Source organism: Mesorhizobium sp. P2_D6, assembly GCF_056404315.1.
This window is the reverse complement of record NZ_JBFUEG010000001.1, coordinates 446,042-466,872: the sequence shown is the minus strand read 5'-3', so window position 1 is coordinate 466,872 and position 20,831 is coordinate 446,042. Positions and strand designations below refer to the sequence as shown.

The 20,831-nt window shown below is 64.3% G+C and carries 21 protein-coding genes; 8 read left to right on the top strand and 13 right to left on the bottom strand.

Annotated elements, in window-relative coordinates:
• Nucleotides 1-68: 68 nt before the first annotated feature.
• From AC1D1L_RS02080 to AC1D1L_RS02045, 8 genes are all read right to left on the bottom strand, one after another.
• Entirely contained in the window at nucleotides 69-1,712 is a 1,644-nt protein-coding gene (locus tag AC1D1L_RS02080; RefSeq protein ID WP_477338390.1) for a dihydroxyacetone kinase subunit DhaK, read from the bottom strand.
• A gap of 60 nt (nucleotides 1,713-1,772) precedes the next feature.
• The gene (locus AC1D1L_RS02075; protein ID WP_477338388.1) at nucleotides 1,773-2,786 is read right to left on the bottom strand and encodes an ABC transporter ATP-binding protein; all 1,014 of its coding nucleotides are present in this window, start codon (nucleotides 2,784-2,786) and stop codon (nucleotides 1,773-1,775) included.
• Nucleotides 2,779-3,891: an ABC transporter ATP-binding protein gene (locus AC1D1L_RS02070; protein ID WP_436257836.1), complete on the bottom strand. Its 1,113-nt coding sequence runs from the start codon at nucleotides 3,889-3,891 to the stop codon at nucleotides 2,779-2,781. Before AC1D1L_RS02070 ends, AC1D1L_RS02075 begins: the two co-directional genes overlap by 8 nt.
• Nucleotides 3,892-3,893: 2 nt before the next feature.
• On the bottom strand, nucleotides 3,894-4,100 hold the full coding sequence (locus AC1D1L_RS02065) for a hypothetical protein (protein WP_112560587.1): 207 nt from the start codon (nucleotides 4,098-4,100) through the stop codon (nucleotides 3,894-3,896).
• Nucleotides 4,097-5,047 (bottom strand): carbohydrate ABC transporter permease, encoded by a 951-nt coding sequence (locus AC1D1L_RS02060; RefSeq protein WP_112560588.1) that lies wholly within the window; start codon nucleotides 5,045-5,047, stop codon nucleotides 4,097-4,099. Before AC1D1L_RS02060 ends, AC1D1L_RS02065 begins: the two co-directional genes overlap by 4 nt.
• Nucleotides 5,044-5,991, bottom strand: a complete 948-nt coding sequence (locus AC1D1L_RS02055; RefSeq protein WP_477338386.1) for a carbohydrate ABC transporter permease — start codon at nucleotides 5,989-5,991, stop codon at nucleotides 5,044-5,046. Before AC1D1L_RS02055 ends, AC1D1L_RS02060 begins: the two co-directional genes overlap by 4 nt.
• A 117-nt stretch (nucleotides 5,992-6,108) precedes the next feature.
• Complete coding sequence (locus AC1D1L_RS02050) at nucleotides 6,109-7,440, bottom strand: ABC transporter substrate-binding protein (protein ID WP_477338384.1); 1,332 nt, start codon at nucleotides 7,438-7,440, stop codon at nucleotides 6,109-6,111.
• A gap of 234 nt (nucleotides 7,441-7,674) precedes the next feature.
• A complete protein-coding gene (locus AC1D1L_RS02045) occupies nucleotides 7,675-8,373 on the bottom strand; it encodes a PIG-L deacetylase family protein (RefSeq protein ID WP_477338382.1) in 699 nt (232 codons plus the stop codon).
• 26 nt (nucleotides 8,374-8,399) lie between these two features.
• Here AC1D1L_RS02045 and AC1D1L_RS02040 point away from each other — a divergent pair, with 26 nt between their 5' ends.
• The 5 genes from AC1D1L_RS02040 (at nucleotide 8,400) to nhaA (ending at nucleotide 15,565) form a co-directional block, all read left to right on the top strand.
• Nucleotides 8,400-9,290 carry a DMT family transporter gene (locus AC1D1L_RS02040; RefSeq protein WP_477338380.1) on the top strand — a complete coding sequence of 297 codons (891 nt, stop codon included), beginning with the start codon at nucleotides 8,400-8,402 and terminating at the stop codon, nucleotides 9,288-9,290.
• Between the two features lie 47 nt (nucleotides 9,291-9,337).
• The gene (gene hrpB, locus AC1D1L_RS02035; RefSeq protein WP_477338378.1) at nucleotides 9,338-11,953 is read left to right on the top strand and encodes an ATP-dependent helicase HrpB; all 2,616 of its coding nucleotides are present in this window, start codon (nucleotides 9,338-9,340) and stop codon (nucleotides 11,951-11,953) included.
• 32 nt (nucleotides 11,954-11,985) lie between these two features.
• Nucleotides 11,986-13,311, top strand: coding sequence for an ActS/PrrB/RegB family redox-sensitive histidine kinase (locus AC1D1L_RS02030; protein WP_162712055.1), 1,326 nt, complete (start codon nucleotides 11,986-11,988; stop codon nucleotides 13,309-13,311).
• Between the two features lie 144 nt (nucleotides 13,312-13,455).
• Entirely contained in the window at nucleotides 13,456-14,019 is a 564-nt protein-coding gene (locus AC1D1L_RS02025) for an ActR/PrrA/RegA family redox response regulator transcription factor (RefSeq protein ID WP_112560594.1), read from the top strand.
• Between the two features lie 361 nt (nucleotides 14,020-14,380).
• Complete coding sequence (gene nhaA, locus AC1D1L_RS02020) at nucleotides 14,381-15,565, top strand: Na+/H+ antiporter NhaA (RefSeq protein ID WP_477338376.1); 1,185 nt, start codon at nucleotides 14,381-14,383, stop codon at nucleotides 15,563-15,565.
• Here the strand turns inward: nhaA and AC1D1L_RS02015 are convergent.
• From AC1D1L_RS02015 to AC1D1L_RS02005, 3 genes are all read right to left on the bottom strand, one after another.
• Entirely contained in the window at nucleotides 15,562-16,587 is a 1,026-nt protein-coding gene (locus tag AC1D1L_RS02015; protein WP_477338374.1) for an RNA polymerase subunit sigma-70, read from the bottom strand. The genes nhaA and AC1D1L_RS02015 overlap by 4 nt on opposite strands.
• Before the next feature lie 43 nt (nucleotides 16,588-16,630).
• Nucleotides 16,631-17,377 carry an SDR family NAD(P)-dependent oxidoreductase gene (locus AC1D1L_RS02010; protein ID WP_477338372.1) on the bottom strand — a complete coding sequence of 249 codons (747 nt, stop codon included), beginning with the start codon at nucleotides 17,375-17,377 and terminating at the stop codon, nucleotides 16,631-16,633.
• A 170-nt stretch (nucleotides 17,378-17,547) separates the two neighbouring features.
• Complete coding sequence (locus AC1D1L_RS02005; protein ID WP_162712051.1) at nucleotides 17,548-18,048, bottom strand: MmcB family DNA repair protein; 501 nt, start codon at nucleotides 18,046-18,048, stop codon at nucleotides 17,548-17,550.
• Between the two features lie 182 nt (nucleotides 18,049-18,230).
• On the opposite strand from AC1D1L_RS02005, the gene AC1D1L_RS02000 reads away from it, so the two are divergent.
• Nucleotides 18,231-18,443 carry a hypothetical protein gene (locus AC1D1L_RS02000; RefSeq protein ID WP_477338371.1) on the top strand — a complete coding sequence of 71 codons (213 nt, stop codon included), beginning with the start codon at nucleotides 18,231-18,233 and terminating at the stop codon, nucleotides 18,441-18,443.
• Nucleotides 18,444-18,579: 136 nt separating this feature from the next.
• The gene (locus AC1D1L_RS01995; RefSeq protein WP_477338369.1) at nucleotides 18,580-18,846 is read left to right on the top strand and encodes a hypothetical protein; all 267 of its coding nucleotides are present in this window, start codon (nucleotides 18,580-18,582) and stop codon (nucleotides 18,844-18,846) included.
• A 216-nt stretch (nucleotides 18,847-19,062) separates the two neighbouring features.
• On the opposite strand, the gene AC1D1L_RS01990 is transcribed toward AC1D1L_RS01995, so the two are convergent.
• Nucleotides 19,063-19,467, bottom strand: a complete 405-nt coding sequence (locus AC1D1L_RS01990; protein ID WP_477338367.1) for an OsmC family protein — start codon at nucleotides 19,465-19,467, stop codon at nucleotides 19,063-19,065.
• 51 nt (nucleotides 19,468-19,518) lie between these two features.
• Complete coding sequence (gene cueR, locus AC1D1L_RS01985; RefSeq protein WP_477338365.1) at nucleotides 19,519-19,941, bottom strand: Cu(I)-responsive transcriptional regulator; 423 nt, start codon at nucleotides 19,939-19,941, stop codon at nucleotides 19,519-19,521.
• A 239-nt stretch (nucleotides 19,942-20,180) separates the two neighbouring features.
• On the opposite strand from cueR, the gene AC1D1L_RS01980 reads away from it, so the two are divergent.
• The gene (locus AC1D1L_RS01980; protein WP_477233522.1) at nucleotides 20,181-20,798 is read left to right on the top strand and encodes a L,D-transpeptidase; all 618 of its coding nucleotides are present in this window, start codon (nucleotides 20,181-20,183) and stop codon (nucleotides 20,796-20,798) included.
• Nucleotides 20,799-20,831: the final 33 nt, after the last annotated feature.

Below are 20,831 nucleotides of genomic sequence, written 5' to 3'. Positions count from 1 at the left end.
CCAAATTCCCGGTTTCGGTCCTGCCGGCAGTATCGAAAGAATTTTCATTCGACAACTGAAGCATGCCGTCAGGCCGCTGCATACAGGGCGGCGGCGGCCGCGAACACTTCGGCAACCGCATGCGCGCCGGGGTCGACCACGCCCTGCAATTTGGTGCCGACATAGGCGGAGCGCCCGGCTTTCGCCTTCTCCATGGCGGCAGTGGCGTCGGCGCCATGTCGGGCCGCTGTCGCCGCAGTGTCCAGGTCCCTGGCGTCGAGCGCTTTCAGCGCCGGTTCCAGCGCATCGACCATGGTGCGGTCGCCGATCTTGGCGCCGCCGTAGAAGGTCATCCGGTCAAGGCCGGCAAGCAGCGCCTTGGACAGGGTCGCACCCGTATTCGTAGCGTGCGCTGCCGCCGTGAAGAAGATCGAGAGCAGCACGCCCGAGGAACCGCCCATGGCGACACCCAGGAGATCGCCCACCGCCGCCAGCGTGGCGGCCGGATCGGCCAGCGGCAGCGCATCGAGCTTTTCCAGCACACTGCGCGCCCCGGTCGCTACGGTCGAACCGGTGTCACCGTCGCCTGCCTTGGCATCCAGCCCGTTCAATGTCTCTTCGAGCCCGATAAGCCGCTCGCAGACCGTGACGACAAGCCGCCTTGTCCGCGCATCCTCGCTCGTCTTGCGCGTCGTGCTTTGTCCGGCCGCTTTCGCCATAGGCACGATGGCCGGCGCGACTACAGATTTGGCCGGCATCCAGGCGTGGGGACCCACGGGCGCCAGCAAGGCCGCCTCGCGCGCGGCATCGAGCTTGATCAGCGACAGCGAGAAGCCGTTCATGTTGAGCGCCGTCATTAGCGGTCCGGGGCCGATGGCAAGCTTCACGGTCCTGGCCAGCGGCGAGGCCAGCACCGCATTGGCGACCAGCGACATTTCGAGCGGCGGCACAGAACCGAGATTGTTGATCAGCAGCGCGTGGTTGGCCTTCGGGTCGAGCCTTGCCGCGAGCCGCTCCGCCATGATTGCCACAAGCTTGTCGGCGCTTTGCACCGCGATGCGCTCGACGCCTGGCTCGCCATGGATGCCGAGGCCGAGTTCGCCATCATTTTCGCCAAACCGCTCTTCATGCGGCAGGCCGGGGATCGAGCAGGATGACAGCGACATGCCGAGCGAGATGATATCCTTCGCCACCGTGCGCGCCGCCGTTGCGATCGCTGTCAGATCGCTTCCCGTCTCCGACAGATGGCCGGCTATCTTGTGCACGAACAGGGTGCCGGCAACGCCGCGCGGCTGGTTGATATCTGGCAAGGCGATGTCGTCGGCGACGATCGCCATCTCGACGCGAAACCCTTCGGCGCGTGCCTTCTCGGCCGCCAGGCCGAAATTGAGCCGGTCGCCGGTGTAGTTCTTGACGATCAGCAGGCAGCCGGCCGGTCCTGTCACTGCGCGGATCGCCGCAAGCACTGCCTCGACGCTGGGCGAGGCAAAGATCTCGCCCGAGACCGCCGCCGTCAGCATGCCCTTGCCGACAAAGCCGGCATGCGAAGGCTCGTGCCCGGCGCCGCCACCGGAGACAACGGCGACCCTGGTCTTGTCCCAGTCGGCGCGCAACACGACCTTGATTTCGGGATAGCCGTCGAGACGCGCGAGATCGCCCGAACCGATGGTCCGCAACAGACCGTCCAGCGCCTCGGTGACGATCGTTTCCCTGCGGTTGAAAAAGTGCTTCATCGAATTCGTCCCGTATTCGCAATCGTCAATCAGAAGCCAGCGTGTAAACCGCCGAAAACCTCACATCAGTCTCTGCCCATCAGCGCCGAAATAGAGCGGCGAGCGGTAGCGGATCACCACTTTGTCGCCTTGCGCCAGATCCGTGTCGGGGTCGGTCAGCGTCACCAGCTTCTTGGCCCCCACCGTCACATGCAGATGGTTCTGGTCGCCGAGATGCTCGACCCAATCGACGACGCCGTCGGCGTGGCCGTTCGCGGCCTTCTCGATCGACAGATGTTCGGTGCGTGCGCCGATCGTCCTGGTGCCGGTCGGAGCGCCGCCATCGGGCAGCAGTCCGGCAGGCAGAAGATTGATCGCCGGCTGGCCGAGCCGTGCCGCGACATGAAGATTTGCCGGCTCGGAATAGATCGTGCGCGGCGTGCCGATCTGCACCAGCACGCCATCGGCGAGGATGCCGATGCGGTCGGCCATGGTCATCGCCTCGATCTGGTCATGCGTGACATAGAGCATGGTAGCGCCGAGCTCGGCCTGGATGCGTTTTAGCTCGAGCCTGAGATCGGCGCGGAGCTTGGCGTCCAGCGACGACAGCGGTTCGTCCATCAGATAGATCGAGGGCTTGCGCACCAGCGCGCGGCCGATGGCGACGCGCTGCATTTCACCGCCGGACAGCTTGGTCGAGCGGTTGTTCAGCTTGTGGTGGATACGCACCATCCTGGCCACCTCTTCGACGCGGCGGCGGATCTGGTCCTCCGGCATTTTCCGCGCCGGCGAGCGCAGCGGGAAGGCGAGGTTGTCGTAGACCGACAGATGCGGATAGAGCGAATACTGCTGGAACACGAAGGCCGTGTCGCGCTCGGCCGGCGACAGCGCCGTCGCATTGTGCCCGCCAATATGGATCGTGCCGGCGTCCGGCTGCTCCAGCCCGGCGATCAGGCGCAGCGTGGTCGTTTTGCCGGCGCCTGTGGGACCAAGCAGCACGACGAACTCGCCGTCCTTGATCTGGAGGTCGAGATTGCTGACGGCGGCGTGGTCGCCAAAAGTCTTGGTCACGCCTTTGATGTGCACGTCAGCCATGCTGCGCTCTCCCTTGAGAGGCCGTGTCGTGGATCGCGGTGCGCACCGCGCGGCCCGATCCCTTGTCGAACAGCGACAGCCGCGCGCTGTTCAAGGTCAGGCCGACATGATCACCGGCAGCGAGCCGGATTTCGGCCGGCACCCGCGCCTTGATGATGCCGTCGGCAGTTTCGACCGCCACGATCTGCGTGGTGCCGAGATATTCGGTGCCGTAGATCGCGCCGCGCAGTTTCGACGCATCGTCGAAGCGGATGTGTTCGGGGCGGATGCCAAGCGCCATGTCTGCGGGCGCGATGTCCTCGCGCACCTCTGGCACCGCGACCTTCGCGCCCTGAACGACAATTTCCTTCGCCCCCTTGGCCAGTCCGCCGCCAAACCCCAAAAAGTTCATCGGCGGCGAGCCGATGAAGTCGGCAACGAACATGGTTGCCGGGCGGTCGTAGATTTCGCGTGGGCTGCCGAACTGTTCGATGACGCCATGGTTCATGACAGCGATCTTGTCGGCCATCGACATCGCTTCCATCTGGTCGTGGGTGACATAGACGGTGGTGGCGTGGATGCGGTTGTGCAGCTCGCGAAGCTCATGGACCATCAGGTCACGGAACTCTGTGTCGAGCGTGCCGAGCGGCTCGTCCATCAAAAAGCATTTTGGCCGCCGCACGATGGCGCGGCCGAGCGCGACGCGCTGGCGGTCGCCGCCGGCAAGCCCTGAGACCGATTTGTTCAGCAGATGGTCGATGCGCAGCAGCTTTGCGGTCTCTTCGACGCGTTGACGGATTTCGGCCGACGGCATGCCTTGGGCCAAAAGCGGGAAGCCGATGTTCTTGCGCACATTCATGTGCGGGTAGAGCGCGAACAGCTGGAAGACGAAAGCGATGTCGCGCTCCCGCGCCCGGCGCATGGTGACATCCTCGCCGCCGAGCAGGATCTGGCCGCCGGTCGGCAATTCGAGGCCTGCGATCATGCGCAATGTCGTCGTCTTGCCGCAGCCCGACGGCCCGAGCATGACGAAGAACTCACCATCCTCGACGACGAAGCTGGAATCCTGCACGGCGACGAAATCGCCGAAGGCCTTTCTCAGGTGTTGGACGCGGATTTCGGCCATGACTATTCCGGAAATTTCGAGACGATGATGAACATCACCGTGCCGGCGAGCATGGTGATGAAGGAGTAGGTGTAGAGCGCCAGCGCGAAGGGCTGGAACAGCATCAGGAAGCCGATGGCGATGATCGCGGTCGCGATGTTTTCCAGCAAGCCGCGCCGAGCCCAGCGCGGCCACCGCGATTTGCGTTTGGTGGGTTGGGTCAGGCTCATTTGCGCACCGCGCCGAAGGTGATGCCGCGCAGCAATTGCTTGCGGAGCAGAATGGTGAAGACCAGGATCGGTACCAGGAAGATCGTCGTGCCCGCCGCCACCGCCGGCCAGTCCTGGCCGCCTTCGCCGATGATGGTCGGGATAAAGGGCGGCGCGGTCTGCGCCGTGCCCGAGGTCAAAAGAGCGGCGAAGGCATACTCGTTCCAGGCGAAGATCAGGCAGAAGATGGCGGTCGCGGCAATGCCGGTGGTGGCCTGCGGCAGCACGGTGCGCCAGAAGGCCTGCAACCTGGTGTAGCCGTCGATCATCGCCGCTTCCTCATACTCGCGCGGGATCTCGTCGATGAAGCCCTTGAGCAGCCACACCGCCAGCGAGACATTGACCGCCGTGTAGAGCAGGATCATGCCGAGCGCGGTGTCGGAGAGGCCGAGCTCTCGGTACATCAGGTAGATGGGAATGGCGACGGCGATCGGCGGCATGAAGCGCGTCGACAGGATGAAGAACAGAAGGTCATCCGCCAGCGGCACCTTGAAGCGCGAGAAGCCGTAGGCCGACAGCGTGCCGAGGAAGACGGCGCAGAAGGTCGAACCGAAGGCGATGATCAGCGAGTTGACGAAGCGCGGCAGGAAGTTGGACGGGCCGGCAATCACCATGTTGCGCTTGCGCACCGTCTCGTCGCAGAAGCCGGTCGCCGGCCCCAGCGAGTTGATGTATTCCGGCGTCTGCCGGGTGCGGGTCGTGAACAAGTTGCAATAGCCCTCGATGCTCGGCTGGAAAACGATCTTCGGCGGATAGGCGATCGAATCCGGCGGCGTCTTGAAGCTGGTGGCAAAAATCCACAACAGCGGCACGATCGAGATCAGCGCGTAGGCGACGATGATCGTGCCGGCGATGCCTTTTGCCGTTCCCGACGGGGCGACGACGGAGTGGGCGGTGGTCAGGCTCATCTCTGCTTCACCTTGTTGAGCGCCTTGACGTAGATGTTTGCGAGGCCAAACACCGCGACGAACAGGATGATGGCGAAGGCCGAGGAATAGCCGGTGCGCCAGCTCTCGAACGCCTGCCGCTTCAGCGTGATCGAGGCGACCTCGGTGGTCGAGCCGGGACCTCCGCCGGTCAACAGATTGACCATGTCGAACATCTTGAAGTTCTCGATGCCGCGGAAGAGCACCGCCAGCATGATGAAGGGCAGCGCCATCGGCAGTGTGATCGACCAGAACTGCCGCCAGTTGGAGGCGCGGTCGACCTCGGCCGCCTCATAGATGTATTCGGGGATGGAGCGCAGGCCCGCGAGGCAGATCAGCATCACGTAGGGCGTCCACATCCAGGTGTCGACGATGATGATCGACCAAGGCGCCAGCTCGACGTTGGACAACATCTGGATGTTCGTCGGCGGAATGCCTGACACAAACGAGATGGCGTAGGCGAACAGGCCGATCTGCGGCTCGTAGAGGAAGCGCCAGAAATTGCCGACAACCGCCGGCGACAGCATCATCGGCACCAGGATGATGGTCGTCCAGAAGGCGTGGCCGCGGAATTTGCGGTCGATCAGCCAGGCCAGCGTGAAGCCGATCAGCGTCTGCAAAAGAATGGTCCAGAACACGAAATGTGCCGTCGTCTGCATGGCGATCCAGATGTCCTGGTCGCCAAGGATGCGCTGGTAATTGGCAAAGCCGAGGTTCTTCACTACCTCGTTCGGCCGGTTGGCCCGGAAGTTGGTGAAGGACAGATAGATCGCCCAGAACAGCGGGAAGATATTGATGGCGAGCAGCAACAGGATCGTCGGCGAGATGAACAGCCAGGCGAGGCCCTTGTCGCTGATGCCCCGGACCTTGCGGGCCAACGGCTCCGGGGTCGCCCGGGCAACGTTCTCCGCAGTCCGATTGAGCATGGTGAGTCCTGCTTCGGTCACATCAAGTCTCGACAACTGGAATTTATCTGAACTGCGTCCCGTGCCAAGGGTGGCACGGGACGCGTCGGTCAGGCTCGGGAGGAGCCGTTGGTCCGGTTACATCTTGCCGTCGTCCTGGAAGACCTGTGTCCAGTCCTTGACCAGGCCGTCGAGCGCATCCTTGGCCGAACCCTGGCCAGCGACGACATAATCGTGGAAGCGCTTCTGCGACGCCTGCAGCAGCGGTGCGTAGCTCGGCTCGGCCCAGAAGTCCTTCACGATCGCCATCGAGTCGAGGAAGGTCTGCGCATAGGGCTGGCTGGACGGGAAGGCCGGGTCTTTCACCACCGCGTTCAGGCAGGAGTAGCCGCCGAGCGACCACCACTTGGCCTGCACGTCCTTGTTGGCGAACCACTTGATGTATTTCAGCGCCGATTCCTGCTTGTCGGAATAGGACACAACCGAAATGCCCTGGCCGCCGAGCTGGGCGAACTGGTCGCCGTCCGGACCCTTCGGGTTGACGAAGTAGCCGATCTTGTCGCCGCCGACATTCTCGTCCTTCTGCAGGCCGGGCCAGGTGAAGGCGAAGTTCATGTGCATCGCAACCTGGCCGGATTTGAAGGCGTCGACGCCTTCGCCCATGTAGCTGTTCGACGCGCCGGGCGGCGTGCAGCAATCATAGAGCGCCTTGTAGAATTCCAGCCCCTTCACCGATTTCTCGGAGTTGACGAAGCCTTCCATTTCGTAGGGCTTCTTCGGGTTTTCGTACTGGAAACCGAAGCTGTAAAGCACGTCCATGGCGCCCATGGTGATGCCTTCCGAGCCACGCTCGGTGTAGATCGAGGCGCCATAGACGGTCTTGCCGTCGATCTCGCGCTTCTGGAAGAATTCGGCGATCTGCTTCAACTGGTCGAAGGTGGTCGGCGGGCCGAGGTCCCAGCCGTACTTTTCCTTGAACTCCTTCTGCAGTTCCGGCTTGGAGAACCAATCCTTGCGATAGGTCCAGCCGACAACGTCGCCCATGGCCGGCAGCGCCCAGTAGTTCGGCGTGTTCTTCGGCCATTCGGAATAGCCGACAACGGTTGCCGGCACGAAATCGTCCATGCTGATCTTCTCCTTGTCGAAGAAGTCGTTCAGCTTGACGTAGTGGCCGTTCTCGGCCGAGCCACCGATCCACTGGCTGTCGCCGATGATCAGGTCGCAGAGCTTGCCGTGCGAGTTGAGCTCGTTGAGGAAACGGTCGGCATAGTTGGTCCACGGCACGAACTCGAATTTCATGCCGATGCCGGTTTCCTTGGTAAAGTCCTTGGACAGTTCGACAAGTGCGTTGGCCGGGTCCCAGGCGGCCCAGCACAGCGTCAGGTCTTCAGCGTGCGCAACGTTCGAGACGGCTGTCGACGCGGTAATCGCCGAGGCCAGTCCCAACGCCAGTTTCAAGCTCGATTTCATGCCTTCCTCCCATTTGCGAAACGCGCCCGGATGGCGGTTTCAAGAGCCCCTCAACCCTCGCTCCTCCGAGGGCCCAAACATGGCGGCGCGGTGCGTCGCAGATGTTTAGTAATTTGTTTAGTGATGCAATTTTTACTAAACAAGGCAAGCGAATTCGTTGCTGCGCCGCAGCATTTCGAAACGAGGATTGAAATCGTTGGGAAATGATTGCCGGAGGGTTCGCCTGGAGGTTGCTTAGCCGGCGTCGCGTACAATTTTCGTCTGTGGCGTGACCGGGCGGACAGGTGGCGCGGGGGGCAGCAGTGCGCGAATATCGGCAAAGGGAAATGTCGGCTCGAAGCGGAAGGCCTCGGCCAGTGAACCGGCGACGCCGTTGCACTGCCCGGCACGAAACTCATTCTGGACGCGCGCCCTCTCAACATATTGCTCCGGCCTTTGCGATCGGTGCGCGCGGATCGCCTGTGCTTTGACATCCCGGTAGGCGGAAATGTCGACATAGTGCGTCGGCGAAAATCCGGTGCCACCCATCGTATCGGCATGCAGCACCGGCACGGCGAACGAGGCCGCGATGCGCACCCCGTCCGACAGCACGCGGTGGTCGGCATGATAATCGTTGGGCGCATGCGTGATCACCAGATCCGCTGCTGTCTCACGTATCAGCGTTTTCAGCGTTCCGATCAGCGCCGCATCGGCCACCAGTCCGCCGTCGGGAAAGTCGAGGAAGCGCGGGGTCGCGCCGAGCAAAGCCGCAGCGGCAGCCGCTTCCTCGCGCCGGACACGAGCCAAAACGCTTGGGTCGCCCTTGCCGCCCTTGGCGCCATCGGTGGCTATGGCAAAAGTGAGTTCTGCGCCTTGCGCCGCATAGGCGGCCAGCGTACCGAACATGAATATCTCGATGTCGTCCGGATGCGCGCCGAGCGCCAATACCTTCACCGCACTCTCCCCGGAAATGGAAAAACGTGACGAACGGAATCCTGCTCGCCCTCATCGCCTATGCAAGCTATTCGTGCAGCGATGCCGTCATCAAGAGCCTTGGCGGACAGTTCACCGTCTTCGAGATCGCCTTCTTCGTGACGCTGTTTGCCGGCTGCTTCCTGTTTTTCAGCCGGCCGGCCGATGAGCGCTGGCGTGGTTTCTGGCGCACGAAGCGGCCATGGGCGGTGCACGCCCGCGCCTGGGCCGGCATGGCATCGGGCCTGCTCAGCGTCTATGCCTTCACAACCATTCCGCTGGCTGAGGTCTATGCACTGGTCTTCCTGGCGCCGCTCTGCGTCACCATTCTCTCGACGCTGGTGCTCAAGGAAAAGGTCGGCCCATGGCGTTGGCTGGCGGTGGTCGCGGGCTTTGCCGGCGTCATGCTGGTGGTGCGGCCGGGTTTTCGCGAATTGCATCTCGGCCACCTTGCCGCCTTCGCTGTCGCCTTCCTGGCCGCTTCCAACATCATCCTGACCCGCTCGCTGGCGCAGCAGGAAAAGCGCACCACCATGCTGGGCGTGCTGGTTGGCTATGGCCTGGTGTTCAACGGCATAGGCGTCGCCGTCACATCGTTTACCCTTCCCAACGCGATGCAGCTGCTGTGGCTGGTGATGGCGGGCGCGTTCGCCGCTTGCGGACAGTTGCTGCAGCTGCTGGCCGCCAGATACGCGCCCGCCAACCGCATCGCGCCGACACATTATTCGCAGATCGTCTGGGCAGTGATCCTCGGCGCGCTGTTCTTCCAGGAATATCCCGACTGGCTGTCCCTGGTAGGCCTCGCCGTCGTTGGCGCTTCCGGCCTGCTGACCATGGTGCGCGAGGAAGTGCGGTTGGGTACGGTGCGCTGGAACCCGCTTTCGCGGACAAGACTGTGAGCGAGCGCCGGTTGCACGGCTATAGTGACCGCTGATATGCGGACGCGATGACGACAAGACCCTTGCCGGAGCTTCCGGTGTCCGCCGTACTGCCGGCGCTGAGCGAGGCGCTCGGCGCTGGCAACAGCGCCGTGCTGGTGGCGCCGCCCGGCGCCGGCAAGACGACGCTGGTGCCGCTGGTGCTGCTCGATGCGCCTTGGCTCGGCGCCGGCAAGATCATCCTGTTAGAACCGCGCCGGCTCGCCGCCCGCGCAGCCGCCCGCCGCATGGCCGAGGTGCTGGGCGAGGAACCCGGCGCCACAGTCGGCTATGCCATGCGCATGGAAAACCGCACCTCGGCCCGGACAAAAATACTGGTCGTCACCGAAGGCGTGCTGGCGCGCATGATCCTCGACGATCCGGAGTTGCCCGGCGTCTCGGCGGTGATTTTCGACGAGTTCCATGAGCGTTCGCTCGACGGCGATTTCGGCCTGGCGCTGGCGCTCGATGTGCAGGGCGCGTTGCAGCCCGACCTGCGGTTGCTGGTTATGTCGGCGACGCTCGACGGCGCGCGCGTGGCAAAACTCCTATCCGGCGCGCCGGTGATCGAAAGCGCGGGTCGCGCCTTTCCCGTCGACATCCGTTACGACGAGCGGCCGGCGAGCGTTCCCGTCGAAGATGCCATGGCCAAGGCAATCCGTTCGGCGCTTGCCGAGGAGAGCGGCAGCGTCCTCGCCTTCCTGCCCGGGCAGCGCGAGATCGAGCGCACCGCCGAGCGACTGCAGGACCGCCTCGGCGCCGACACCGACATCGTGCCGCTCTACGGCCAGCTCGACAACAGGGCGCAGGACGCCGCCATCAAGCCGCCGCCGCCCGGCCGCCGCAAGGTGGTGCTGGCGACGTCGATCGCCGAGACCTCGATCACCATCGACGGCGTGCGCGTCGTCATCGATTCCGGCCTGTCGCGGCTGCCGCGCTACGAGCCGGCAAGCGGCCTGACCCGGCTGGAGACGGTGCGGGTTTCCAGGGCATCGGCCGACCAGCGCGCCGGCCGCGCCGGGCGCACGCAGCCCGGTATCGCCATCCGCCTGTGGCGGGCCGAACAGACGGCGGCACTTCCTGCCTTCACGCCGCCCGAGATCCTCGAAGCCGATCTGTCCGGCCTGCTGCTCGACTGCGCCGCCTTTGGCGTCGCCGATCCGGTGAGCCTGTCCTTCCTCGATCCGCCCCCTACGCCGGCGCTCAACGAGGCGCGGACACTGCTCGGCGCGCTGCACGCCATTGATGACGCCGGCCGGCTGACGGAGCAGGGTGGCGCGATGCGCAAGCTGGCGCTGCCGGTACGGTTGGCGCACATGGTCGCCGAAGCTGCTGGAACCGGCCATGCGACGGAGGCTGCGATGCTGGCCGTGCTGCTGACCGAGCGTGGTCTCGGCGGCGACGGCGCCGACCTCGAGCGTCGATTGATGCGCTTTCGCGCCGAGAAATCGCCGCGCGCCATTGCGGCAAGACAGCTTGCCGAGCGGCTGGCGAAGCAGGCCTCTTCACCCTCCCCTTTGTGGGGGTCCGAAGGACGGGCGAGACCCGCGGCTCGCCCAGGCACGTCGATCCGCAAAGCGGAGCGGGGTGGGGGTAGGTCGAGCGCGGCACCCCCACCCCGTCTCCCTCGCCTTGCTGCGCAAGGCGCGCTCGCCGACCCTCCCCACAAGGGGGAGGGTAGCAGCGCCGGCGCTTTGCTCATCCACGCCTGGCCGGACCGGGTCGCCAAGGCGCGCGGCGAGCGCGGACGCTTTGTGCTCGCCAATGGCTCCGGCGCCATGCTCGACGCCGCCGACCCGCTGGCGGGCGAAAGCTGGCTGGTCGTCGCCGATTTGCAAGGCAAGGCGCAGAATGCCCGAATCACCGCAGCGGCCGCCGTCGACGAGGCCGACATCCGCGCAGCACTCTCAGACCGGATCGAGACCCGCCGCGACGTGAGCTTCGACCGCGAGAGGCGCGCGGTGCGCGTGCGCGAGACCGCCCGGCTCGGCGCCATCACTTTGTCCGAGCGCATGCTGCCGGCGCCTTCGGGCACTGACGCCGACCGCGCCATCCTGGATGCCTTGCGCGAACACGGGCTCTCTCTGCTGGAGTGGGGCAAGGAGGGGGAGACGCTGCGCCAGCGCCTTGGCTGGCTGCACCGCGGCCTCGGTGCGCCCTGGCCCGATGTTTCGGACGCGGCCCTCATCGAACGCCTCGACGACTGGCTGCTGCCGTTCCTCACAGGCAAGGCGTCCTTCGCCGCGATCGATCCGGGCACGCTGTCTTCGGGCCTGATGGCCCTGGTGCCGCACGATTTGCAGCGCAAGATCAGCACACTGGCGCCGACCCATTTCGATGCGCCGTCCGGCAGCCATGTGCCGATCCGCTATGACGGCGAATGGCCGGTGCTGGCGATCCGCGTGCAGGAGCTGTTCGGCCTTGACCGCCATCCCGCTATCGCCAACGGCACCGTGCCGCTGACGCTCGAACTTCTGTCGCCGGCGCACCGGCCGATCCAGACGACGCGCGACCTGCCCGGCTTCTGGCGCGGCTCCTGGGCCGATGTGCGCACCGACATGCGCGGGCGCTACCCCCGCCATGTCTGGCCGGAAAATCCGCTGCTCGCCGCTGCCACAGCGCGGGCAAAACCGCGCGGCACCTAGCGTTTCTGCTTTCCCGGCTATAATCCTTGGCCATGATCAAAATCCTGCATGCGCCCGACTTCCAGCAAAGCCAGCGGCTGCGCCTCAACACGCTGATCCGGCTGCGCTGGCTGGCCATTGTCGGCCAGAGCCTGACCGTCCTGGTCGTCGCCTATGGGCTGAAATTCCCGCTGCCGGTCAGCCTCTGCTTCGCGCTGATCGCCTGTTCGGCCTGGCTGAACCTGGTTCTGACCTTCCGCTACCCGGCGGCGCACCGGCTGACTCCGTTCCCAGCCTTTTTCATCCTGACCTTCGACAGCCTGCAGCTTGCCGGCCTGCTCTATATGACCGGCGGCCTCACCAATCCGTTCTCGCTGCTGATGACTGTGCCTGTCGTCGTCTCGGCGACATCGTTGCCACTGCGGCTGACCGCCATTCTCGGCGGGCTGGTGATAGTGGGGGCAAGCTTGCTGGTGTTCTTCCATCTGCCGCTGCCCTGGTACGAGGGCGCGCCGCTGCCAATGCCATTCATCTATGTCGCCGGCATCTGGATGGCGGTGTTCTCGTCGATCGCCTTCACCGCCATCTATGCCTTCCGCGTCGCCGAGGAAGCTCGCCTGCTTGCCAATGCGCTTGCCGCCACCGAACTGGTGCTGCAGCGCGAGCAGCATCTGTCGGCGCTGGATGGCCTCGCCGCCGCGGCCGCGCACGAGCTCGGCACGCCGCTTGCCACCATCGCCCTTGTCTCCAAGGAGATGGAAAAGGCGCTTGGCGACGACCCGAAATACGGTGAGGACGTCAAACTTCTGCGGTCGCAGAGCGAGCGCTGCCGCGAGATCTTGAAACGGCTGACCAGCCTGTCCTCCGAAGGCGAGGCGCATCTGTCGCGTCTGCCGCTCACCTCGCTGGTCGAGGAGGTGACGGCGCCGCACCGCGATTTCGGCATCTCGATCAAGCTTCGGCCGGGCGAGCGCATCGGCCCCGAACCCGTGGGACGGCGCAATCCCGGCGTCATCTATGGCCTCGGCAATCTGGTCGAGAACGCCGTCGACTTCGCCCGCAACACCGTCACCGTACGCTGGAGCTGGGACGAGCTCGACGTCACCTTCTCGATCATTGACGACGGGCCGGGCTTTCCGCCCGAAATCATCGACCGCATCGGCGAGCCCTATATGTCGACGCGCCAGGGCAACGAAGCCGGCGGTGGCCTGGGTCTCGGGCTGTTCATCGCCAAGACCTTGCTCGAACGCTCCGGCGCCACGCTCGACTTCCGCAATTCGAGCGGACTGGGCGAGGGCGCCATCGTCCAGATATCGTGGCCGCGAACCGTCTTCCTCAACCCGGAATCGGTGGGAACCTCGATGTTCGACACCGCCTGAGGCATTTCGATTTGGCGCATGATCCTTTCCGAAAATCGATGACGATTTTCAGGGTCATGCACTGGCTGAGACCGGCAAAATTGGACAATGGCGTTCAGGAACTATATCTGCGTAAAATTAAGGCAGCAGGATTTTTTGAAGACGATGACTGGCGAAGAAACAATTGGCGCAATGGTTGAAGGCGAGGACACCTCGCTGCTGATCGTCGACGACGACAAGCCGTTCCTGACGCGGCTGGCGCGGGCCATGGAAACCAGGGGTTTCGTGGTCGAGACGGCCGAGAGCGTCGAGGAAGCGGTGGCCAAGGCGCGCGCCCATCCGCCGGCCTATGCGGTGGTCGACATGCGGCTTGGCGACGGCAATGGCCTCGACGTCGTCGCCGCCATCCGCGAGAAGCGCGACGACGCCCGCACGGTCATCCTCACCGGCTACGGCAACATCGCCACCGCGGTGACGGCGGTGAAGCTCGGCGCCATCGACTATCTGTCGAAGCCCGCCGATGCCGACGATGTGTTTGCAGCACTGACCCGCACCGCCGGCGAACGCGCCGCTCCGCCCGAAAACCCGATGTCGGCCGACCGCGTGCGCTGGGAACACATCCAGCGCGTCTACGAAATGTGCGACCGCAACGTCTCCGAAACCGCGCGGAGGCTGAACATGCACCGCCGCACGCTGCAGCGGATACTGGCCAAGCGCGCACCGCGCTGAGGTTCACGCGGCGCAGGCCGCCAATTGCCGAACCTCAGCGCTGCACCTCACCTGCCTGCCGGCATCCTCTCCCCGTATAGAGACGGGGAGAGGGGCGCCCTCATCGCTGGTTTCGCCAATCGCCGGCGTTGCAGGAAACGACGGCTAGGCTGAAGCTGCCCCTTTCTCCCCGTCGCTATACGGGGAGTTGAGGAATGGTCCGCGAAGCGGACGAAAAGCCAACTGCTTGGCTTTTCGAATGACGAACGTCCGGCAGGACAATGAGGGGCGGCGCCAACGCTGGAAAGAGTTGCGCTTGCCCTGCCATCGACCTTTGCGCATCATCGCTAACGCCACCGGGAAACCCGGCAACGGAGGAAACATGCGCGACGAGCGGCCGAAATCCATCCTTCGCGAATTCCTCGATGGCGAGGCAGCGGGCGGCATCATCCTGATGGTGGCGGCCGCCCTGGCCCTGATCGTCGCCAATTCGCCGCTGGCCGAAACCTATTTCGCCGCACTCCACGCCTATCTCGGTCCGCTCAGCCTCTCGCACTGGATCAATGACGGGCTGATGGCGGTGTTCTTCCTGCTGGTCGGGCTGGAGATCAAGCGCGAGATGCTGGATGGCCAGCTCTCGACCTGGCCGCGCCGCGTGCTGCCGGGCGTTGCCGCGGCCGGCGGTATGCTGGTGCCGGCGCTGGTCTATGTGGCGATCAACCGAAACAACGCCGCCGCGCTCTCCGGCTGGGCTATCCCGACGGCCACCGACATCGCCTTTGCGCTCGGCGTGCTGTCGCTGCTCGGCAATCGCGTGCCGGCGTCGCTGAAGATCTTCCTCACCGCGCTCGCCATCATCGACGATCTCGGCGCTGTCATCATCATCGCCATCTTTTACACAAGCGGGCTGTCGCTCGCCTATCTCGGCGCCGCCTTCGCCGTCATCGCCGTGCTCGTCGTGCTCAACCGCATGCGGGTGACGGCGCTGGCGCCCTATCTCGTGCTCGGCGCCATCTTGTGGGTGCTGGTGCTGAAATCGGGCGTGCACGCGACGCTGGCCGGCGTCGCGCTGGCGCTCACCATCCCGCTCAAGGTGTCTCCCGGCAGCGGCCACGATCTCGACCATTCGCCGCTGCACCGGCTCGAACACGGTCTGCACAAGATCGTGCCTTTCATCGTCATCCCGATCTTCGGTTTTGCCAATGCCGGCGTGTCGTTGGCCGGCCTCAGCGCCGCTGCCCTGGTCGAGCCGTTGACGCTCGGCGTTGCCGCCGGCCTCGTGCTGGGCAAACTGGTCGGCGTCTTTGGCTCGTCGGCGCTGGCGATCCGGCTCGGCTTCGCCGATTTGCCGGTCAACGCCGGCTGGCTGCACATGATCGGCATTTCGCTTTTGTGCGGCATCGGCTTCACCATGAGCCTGTTCATCGGCTTGCTCGCCTTCGCCAACGACGTGGCGCTGCAGGACGCGGTCAAGGTCGGCATCCTTGCGGGCTCGTTCATCGCCGCACTGCTCGGCGCCGCCGTGCTGCTGATGGCGCCGGCCGTGGGGGAGATTGACGAAGACTAGATTGGCGGCAGGCCGAAAGCCGCGAACAGTTCGGGTCCGAGCGGCGGCACATAGATCGTCAGCGAGGCGATTTTGCCGTCCGCAGCTTCGATGACATGCAGCGAATGCGGGCGCCATAATAGATCCTGATGGCTGCGTGCGTAGACGCCGACCGCCGGTTGGGCGTTGGCTCCGATGGCCACCGTGCGGTAGCTCGAAAAATTGCCCCAGATGGTCTCGAAGAAAGCATGGATCGCCTGGCGTCCCCGGTACCATTCCCGCCATGGTGGCATGTGATAGGTGGCGTCCTCCTTCAAGAGTTCGATGAGGCTATCGAGCTTGGCCGCCTGCCAGGCCTGCATGTAGCGCTCGAGCAGCAGCGCCTCTTGCCGGTTGGGCCGTGACCGCTGCTGCGGACGCCCCTGAGGATATCGCTCGCCCAGCGTTGCGCGGGCCCGCTGCAAGGCGCTGTTGATCGAAGCGGTCGAGCCGCCCAGCAATTGCGCCGTCTCGACAGCCGACCATCCCAGCACATCGCACAGAAGCAGAATGGCCCGCTGCCTGGGCGGCAGAAGCTGGATCGCCGCCACGAAGGCGAGCTGCACCGCTTCACGGGCTTCGTAGCGCGCTTCCGGACCGGGCTCGTCGTCAACGAGGTCCGGAAGCTCTGTGTCCGGATAGGGCTCCAGCCAGGTGAACTCGGCGGCGGGCCCGCCGGTGGCCCGCCCGTCGGTCTCAGGTCGTCCGGGCTGCTGGAGAATGCGATGCGCCGTCGACCTCGCCTTGATGGCGTTGAGGCAGCTGTGGGTCGCGATCGTATAGAGCCAGCCGCGCACCGAGCCCCGGCCGTCGAATTGCGACCTGCCGCGCCATGCCCTCAGGAAAGTGTCCTGGACAAGGTCGTCTGCCTCATGCAGCGAGCCCATCATCCGATAGCAATGGAGTTTGAGCTCGCGGCGGTGGGCCGCCGTCAAACGCTCGAAGGCCGGTCGATCGAGGATCGGCCGGCCCAGGGGCTCAACGGGGCCAGGAGCGTCTGTCATGGAGGAGCCTGCGGTGCTGAACCTTCCTGGCATCGTGCGCGCCTCACGCCGCTGCCGCAAGTCCGCTGCCGCTGACGGCGAAGGAGCTGCCTTCCGATTTGCCGGTGGCGAGCGCGACCACCGCGCGGCCGACATCGGCCGGCGTCTGCATGTCGGTCATGCTCGCGAGGACGTCTGCAGGCCGGATGCCCAAATAGGCCGCAAAGCCATCGAGCCCGGCATCGCCTATGCCGGTCCCTGGCATGATGCGAGCCGGTGCGAGCGCCATAAACCGCAGGTCCAGTCCAAGCCGATCCGATTCCTTTTGGCAATGACCGGACAGGAACATCTGCATCCGTTTTGCGCCTGCATACCCGCCGGCGAACGGCGGTCCGCCGGTCAAGGCTGCGCCACTGGAGATCAGCACAACCCGGCTGCCTGGCTTCAGCCGGCCCTGGAGCGCGGCCTTGCAGAACAGGAACGACGCCTTGACGTCCACTTCCCAGTTCACCGAGAAGTCCTCCCAGCTCTGATCCTGGACGGGCGCGGACGGAGCAAGGGCGCCGGCGCAGATCACCAGCACGTCCGGCGCGAGCGCGGCGAAAACCGCATCGGGTGCGGTCTCGTCGGTGGCGTCGACCGCAAGCGTCTTCACACCTGATGTCTCCCAGGAGAGTTCCTTCAGCGCCGCTGCGCCACGGGCAACGGCAAGCACTGTCGCGCCCTCGCCAAGCGCAGCCTCCACGATTGAGCGGCCGACACCTCGGCTGCCTCCGACGACGACGACATTCTGACCTTGTAACGATCGCATGGATCACCTCTCTTTCCGGCCGCCGGACCATCCAGCGCCTATTGATCAGGACAATCGAGGTGATCGGAAATCATCGGTGCAGGTCAAAAATTGTCTCGATGGATCGGCGGGCTCGCGCGAAGCCATGGTCGGACACAAGCGGGACGCGCCACCGTCGGCCCGGCGCACTGTTATTCGCTCTCCCCCTCCAGCGCCGGCACCGCCACGCCCGCAAGCTCCGCCGCCAGCAGGCGCGCTGCACCCGCCCGCGCAATGCGCAGCATCAGCGCCTTGCGCGTTGCCGCCGCCATGCGGTGCTCCGGCGCATCGCGCAGGACCTCGGCGCCGTAGCCGTCGGAAAGGATGAAGCCGCATTCCTCCGGGAAGATCTCCGCCGGCACGCCGGGATGGGTGGCGAAGAAGAAGCGGTCGGAATGCAGCCGGTAATCCGGCCATTTGCGGTCGACGCGAAAATCCTCGATCGAGGATTTGATCTCGATGATCCAGATGTCGCCTTGCCGGGTCAGCGCCACCAGATCGGCGCGCCGGCCTGTGGCCAGCGACAGTTCAGGCAGCACATGCATGCCCATCTGCATCAACAGCCGCTGCACGCCACGCCGCACCAGCATGGCGCGTTCCGACTGGCGGCCGTCGATCAGGGGATTGAGGGGAATCGGCGAAATGATCGGCATGGCAGCCACCATGCCAGATTTTGTTCACGGTTTGAACCTGTTTTTGGAAGGTGATTATCCGGTTGACAAACCCAAAGTGAATAGGAACGTCGTCCTCGACGGGCCGATAATCATTCGGAGCTTTCTCTATTAGTTAGCGAGGACTAATATGCTGACTTCTCCGGGTGGGGAGGGCCGCGTGCATGTCGGATCGAGATGCTTCAGCTCCCGCTACAATCGTGCCAACCACGATGCCGACCCCCATTTGCCTTGGCGTCATGCCTGAAGGGCTTTGGGTGGAAGCATTCCAAACCGATGAGGATGTCCGCCAGTATTGGCGAGGTTATGCCATTGGGGGCGCGGTGTGCGCCTTTCTGCTGATCATCGAGCTTCTGGCAATTCACCTGCTGCTCTGAGCTAGCCCGCCCTTCCATAAGGCGGGCCGCTCGCGTTAGGATTGCAGTTCCTGCTTGGGGAAGGGGGGACTATGTATTCGCGAGGTGTCACGGTTGATCTAATTTTCACCGCTGCAGCGGGCGTCGCTACTGTCGTATGCGTGCTCTTGACTCAAAGGTACAAGGTCAAGCGGTCACTTCTAATCCGCTTGTTTTTCCTGATTATGATTGGGACAATTTTGCTGGAAATGAAGGTGGCAGTCGCTTTCGGATTTTGATCCAGCAACAGCGCTTCGTTGGTTGGCAAACCTGGATTGACGGCTTGATCCGGGCGCCTTCCGCGATCGCACCATATTTGGTCTGGGTGCAGTCTGGTATTAACCTGGGGCGGCCCTATGTCGCGCCAATCAACTTCCGCTCTTAACTATAAGACGGCAGGACTAAAGTCTTGCGCCGTAAACGCAAAGGTCTGATGTAACCGCTTTGGTTCCGTTCTTGTCCATTGGACGTTCCGTATTTTAGTCAAACGAGATATCAGACCTACGGAAGTCAGCTTTCGTGCGCCACCCCAGCCATGGCGGCCCGAACCGGCCCGTTCCAGACCACAGTGGCACCCTAATCAACCCCTGGGAGCATGCCTTCAGGCCACCTCGACCGTCACCGGCACGCCCCGCCGCAGCGAGTTGCTGATCGCGGAAATCTCACCGGCTTTGTCGATGACCTTCCGGGGATCTGAGCCGTCCAGTGTTTCGCAGGAAACGGTCATCGTGGCTGAGGTCGCCAGCAACGGCTTGCCGTCGAGGTTCACGGTCACGCTGACGGCGATCTTTCCCAGACCAACGCCCATCTCCTCGGCGACATAGCGCAGGTCGTTGCAGAAGCAGCCGCCGATCGCCAGCGCCAGCATCTGGGCGCCGTTGAAGCCCAGCCCCATGCCGCCGGCCTTGCCTTCGGGCCGGTCGACGACCACCGTATGTCCGCCGGCCCAGCCCATCGCGGCCTGCGTGCCCTCGACAGTGCGCAGTTCAACGGTTGCCGACATCATCGCTGGATCGCCCTCCCTGCGAAGCGCCGAAAGCGTCCGGCGCCCGGTCCTTCAAGCCGTGGCCGAAGACGGCCTGTCTCCGGCCGGCGCCGATCCCGCAATGTCGTCCAGGATCGGGCAGTCCGGCCGGTCGTCGCCATGGCAGGCGTGGATCAGCTTCTGCAAGGTCGCGCGCATCGACTGCAGCTCGCGCACCTTCTCCTCGATCGCACTGACATGGGCGGCGGCGATCTCGCGCACATCGTGGCTGGCGCGGCTGCGATCGCGGTAGAGCGCCATCAACTGGCGGCAATCGTCGATTGAAAAGCCGAGGTTGCGGGCGCGGCGCAGGAAAGCCAGCCGGTGGACGTCGTCGCTGGAATAATCGCGATAGCCATTGCCGGCGCGCGCCGGCGCGATCAGGCCGATCTCTTCATAGTAGCGGATGGTCTTGGCCGGCAGGCCGGACCGCGCCGCGGCATCGCCAACATTCATAGTGGTTCCTCGATGTGGTTCCCTGAATCTGGGCCATCCGACAGGACCGCCCATTGTTTTTCCTTCACAATCCCGTGACCCCTGTTGCCGAAATGCCATAGTTGACGGCTTACCAGCGGGTAAGGTCTCGCATATAGGCATCGCGCGCTTGGCAAGCAAAGCAAATGCCAGCATGAATGATTTCAGGAAAAGCGGCCGCAACGTGCCGCTCGATTCTGGGCGGGGCATCGGACCATTTCATGCGCATGAAGTCATTTGCAATCGTCGCTGCACTTGCGTTGTCGACCGCGATCTCGGGTTGCAGCACGATCGGCTCGCAGCTCTTCTCCAACAACTACGGTGCGGTGAACGATGCAGGCTATCAGCTGCCGCGCATCCCGATCGAGAAGGTGCCGTTGAAGTACCACCGGCAGGAGGTGAATTACGACACCTCGGAAAAGCCGGGCACCATTGTCGTCGATACGCAGAACAAGTTTCTCTACTTCGTCGAAGGCGACGGCCGGGCGATCCGCTACGGCATCGGCGTCGGCCGCGAAGGTTTTGAATGGCACGGCACCGCCCACATCGCGCTGAAGCGCGAATGGCCAACCTGGACCCCGCCGCGGCAGATGATCCAGCGCCAGCCGGAACTGGCCAAGTTTGCCGGCGGCATGGAGCCGGGCTTGAAGAACCCGCTCGGCGCGCGCGCCATGTACCTGTTCAACAAGGGCGGCGACATGGGCTACCGCCTGCATGGCAGCCCGGAGTGGAATTCGATCGGCAAGGCGATGTCGTCGGGCTGCATCCGGCTGATGAACCAGGACATTATTGACCTCTACGACCGCACGTCGGTCGGCGCCAAGGTCATTGTGATGTGATTACAGTTCGTGCGCGGACCGTCTAGGCAACAA

What these genes read in the sequence shown, in the direction of transcription:
- AC1D1L_RS02080 (WP_477338390.1), bottom strand. Translation starts at nt 1,712, where the DNA reads ATGAAGCACTTTTTCAACCGCAGGGAAACGATCGTCACCGAGGCGCTG.
- AC1D1L_RS02075 (WP_477338388.1), bottom strand. Translation starts at nt 2,786, where the DNA reads ATGGCTGACGTGCACATCAAAGGCGTGACCAAGACTTTTGGCGACCAC.
- AC1D1L_RS02070 (WP_436257836.1), bottom strand. Translation starts at nt 3,891, where the DNA reads ATGGCCGAAATCCGCGTCCAACACCTGAGAAAGGCCTTCGGCGATTTC.
- AC1D1L_RS02065 (WP_112560587.1), bottom strand. Translation starts at nt 4,100, where the DNA reads ATGAGCCTGACCCAACCCACCAAACGCAAATCGCGGTGGCCGCGCTGG.
- AC1D1L_RS02060 (WP_112560588.1), bottom strand. Translation starts at nt 5,047, where the DNA reads ATGAGCCTGACCACCGCCCACTCCGTCGTCGCCCCGTCGGGAACGGCA.
- AC1D1L_RS02055 (WP_477338386.1), bottom strand. Translation starts at nt 5,991, where the DNA reads ATGCTCAATCGGACTGCGGAGAACGTTGCCCGGGCGACCCCGGAGCCG.
- AC1D1L_RS02050 (WP_477338384.1), bottom strand. Translation starts at nt 7,440, where the DNA reads ATGAAATCGAGCTTGAAACTGGCGTTGGGACTGGCCTCGGCGATTACC.
- hrpB (WP_477338378.1), top strand. Translation starts at nt 9,338, where the DNA reads ATGACGACAAGACCCTTGCCGGAGCTTCCGGTGTCCGCCGTACTGCCG.
- AC1D1L_RS02030 (WP_162712055.1), top strand. Translation starts at nt 11,986, where the DNA reads ATGATCAAAATCCTGCATGCGCCCGACTTCCAGCAAAGCCAGCGGCTG.
- AC1D1L_RS02025 (WP_112560594.1), top strand. Translation starts at nt 13,456, where the DNA reads ATGACTGGCGAAGAAACAATTGGCGCAATGGTTGAAGGCGAGGACACC.
- nhaA (WP_477338376.1), top strand. Translation starts at nt 14,381, where the DNA reads ATGCGCGACGAGCGGCCGAAATCCATCCTTCGCGAATTCCTCGATGGC.
- AC1D1L_RS02015 (WP_477338374.1), bottom strand. Translation starts at nt 16,587, where the DNA reads ATGACAGACGCTCCTGGCCCCGTTGAGCCCCTGGGCCGGCCGATCCTC.
- AC1D1L_RS02010 (WP_477338372.1), bottom strand. Translation starts at nt 17,377, where the DNA reads ATGCGATCGTTACAAGGTCAGAATGTCGTCGTCGTCGGAGGCAGCCGA.
- AC1D1L_RS02005 (WP_162712051.1), bottom strand. Translation starts at nt 18,048, where the DNA reads ATGCCGATCATTTCGCCGATTCCCCTCAATCCCCTGATCGACGGCCGC.
- AC1D1L_RS02000 (WP_477338371.1), top strand. Translation starts at nt 18,231, where the DNA reads ATGTCGGATCGAGATGCTTCAGCTCCCGCTACAATCGTGCCAACCACG.
- AC1D1L_RS01995 (WP_477338369.1), top strand. Translation starts at nt 18,580, where the DNA reads ATGCGTGCTCTTGACTCAAAGGTACAAGGTCAAGCGGTCACTTCTAAT.
- AC1D1L_RS01990 (WP_477338367.1), bottom strand. Translation starts at nt 19,467, where the DNA reads ATGATGTCGGCAACCGTTGAACTGCGCACTGTCGAGGGCACGCAGGCC.
- cueR (WP_477338365.1), bottom strand. Translation starts at nt 19,941, where the DNA reads ATGAATGTTGGCGATGCCGCGGCGCGGTCCGGCCTGCCGGCCAAGACC.
- AC1D1L_RS01980 (WP_477233522.1), top strand. Translation starts at nt 20,181, where the DNA reads ATGCGCATGAAGTCATTTGCAATCGTCGCTGCACTTGCGTTGTCGACC.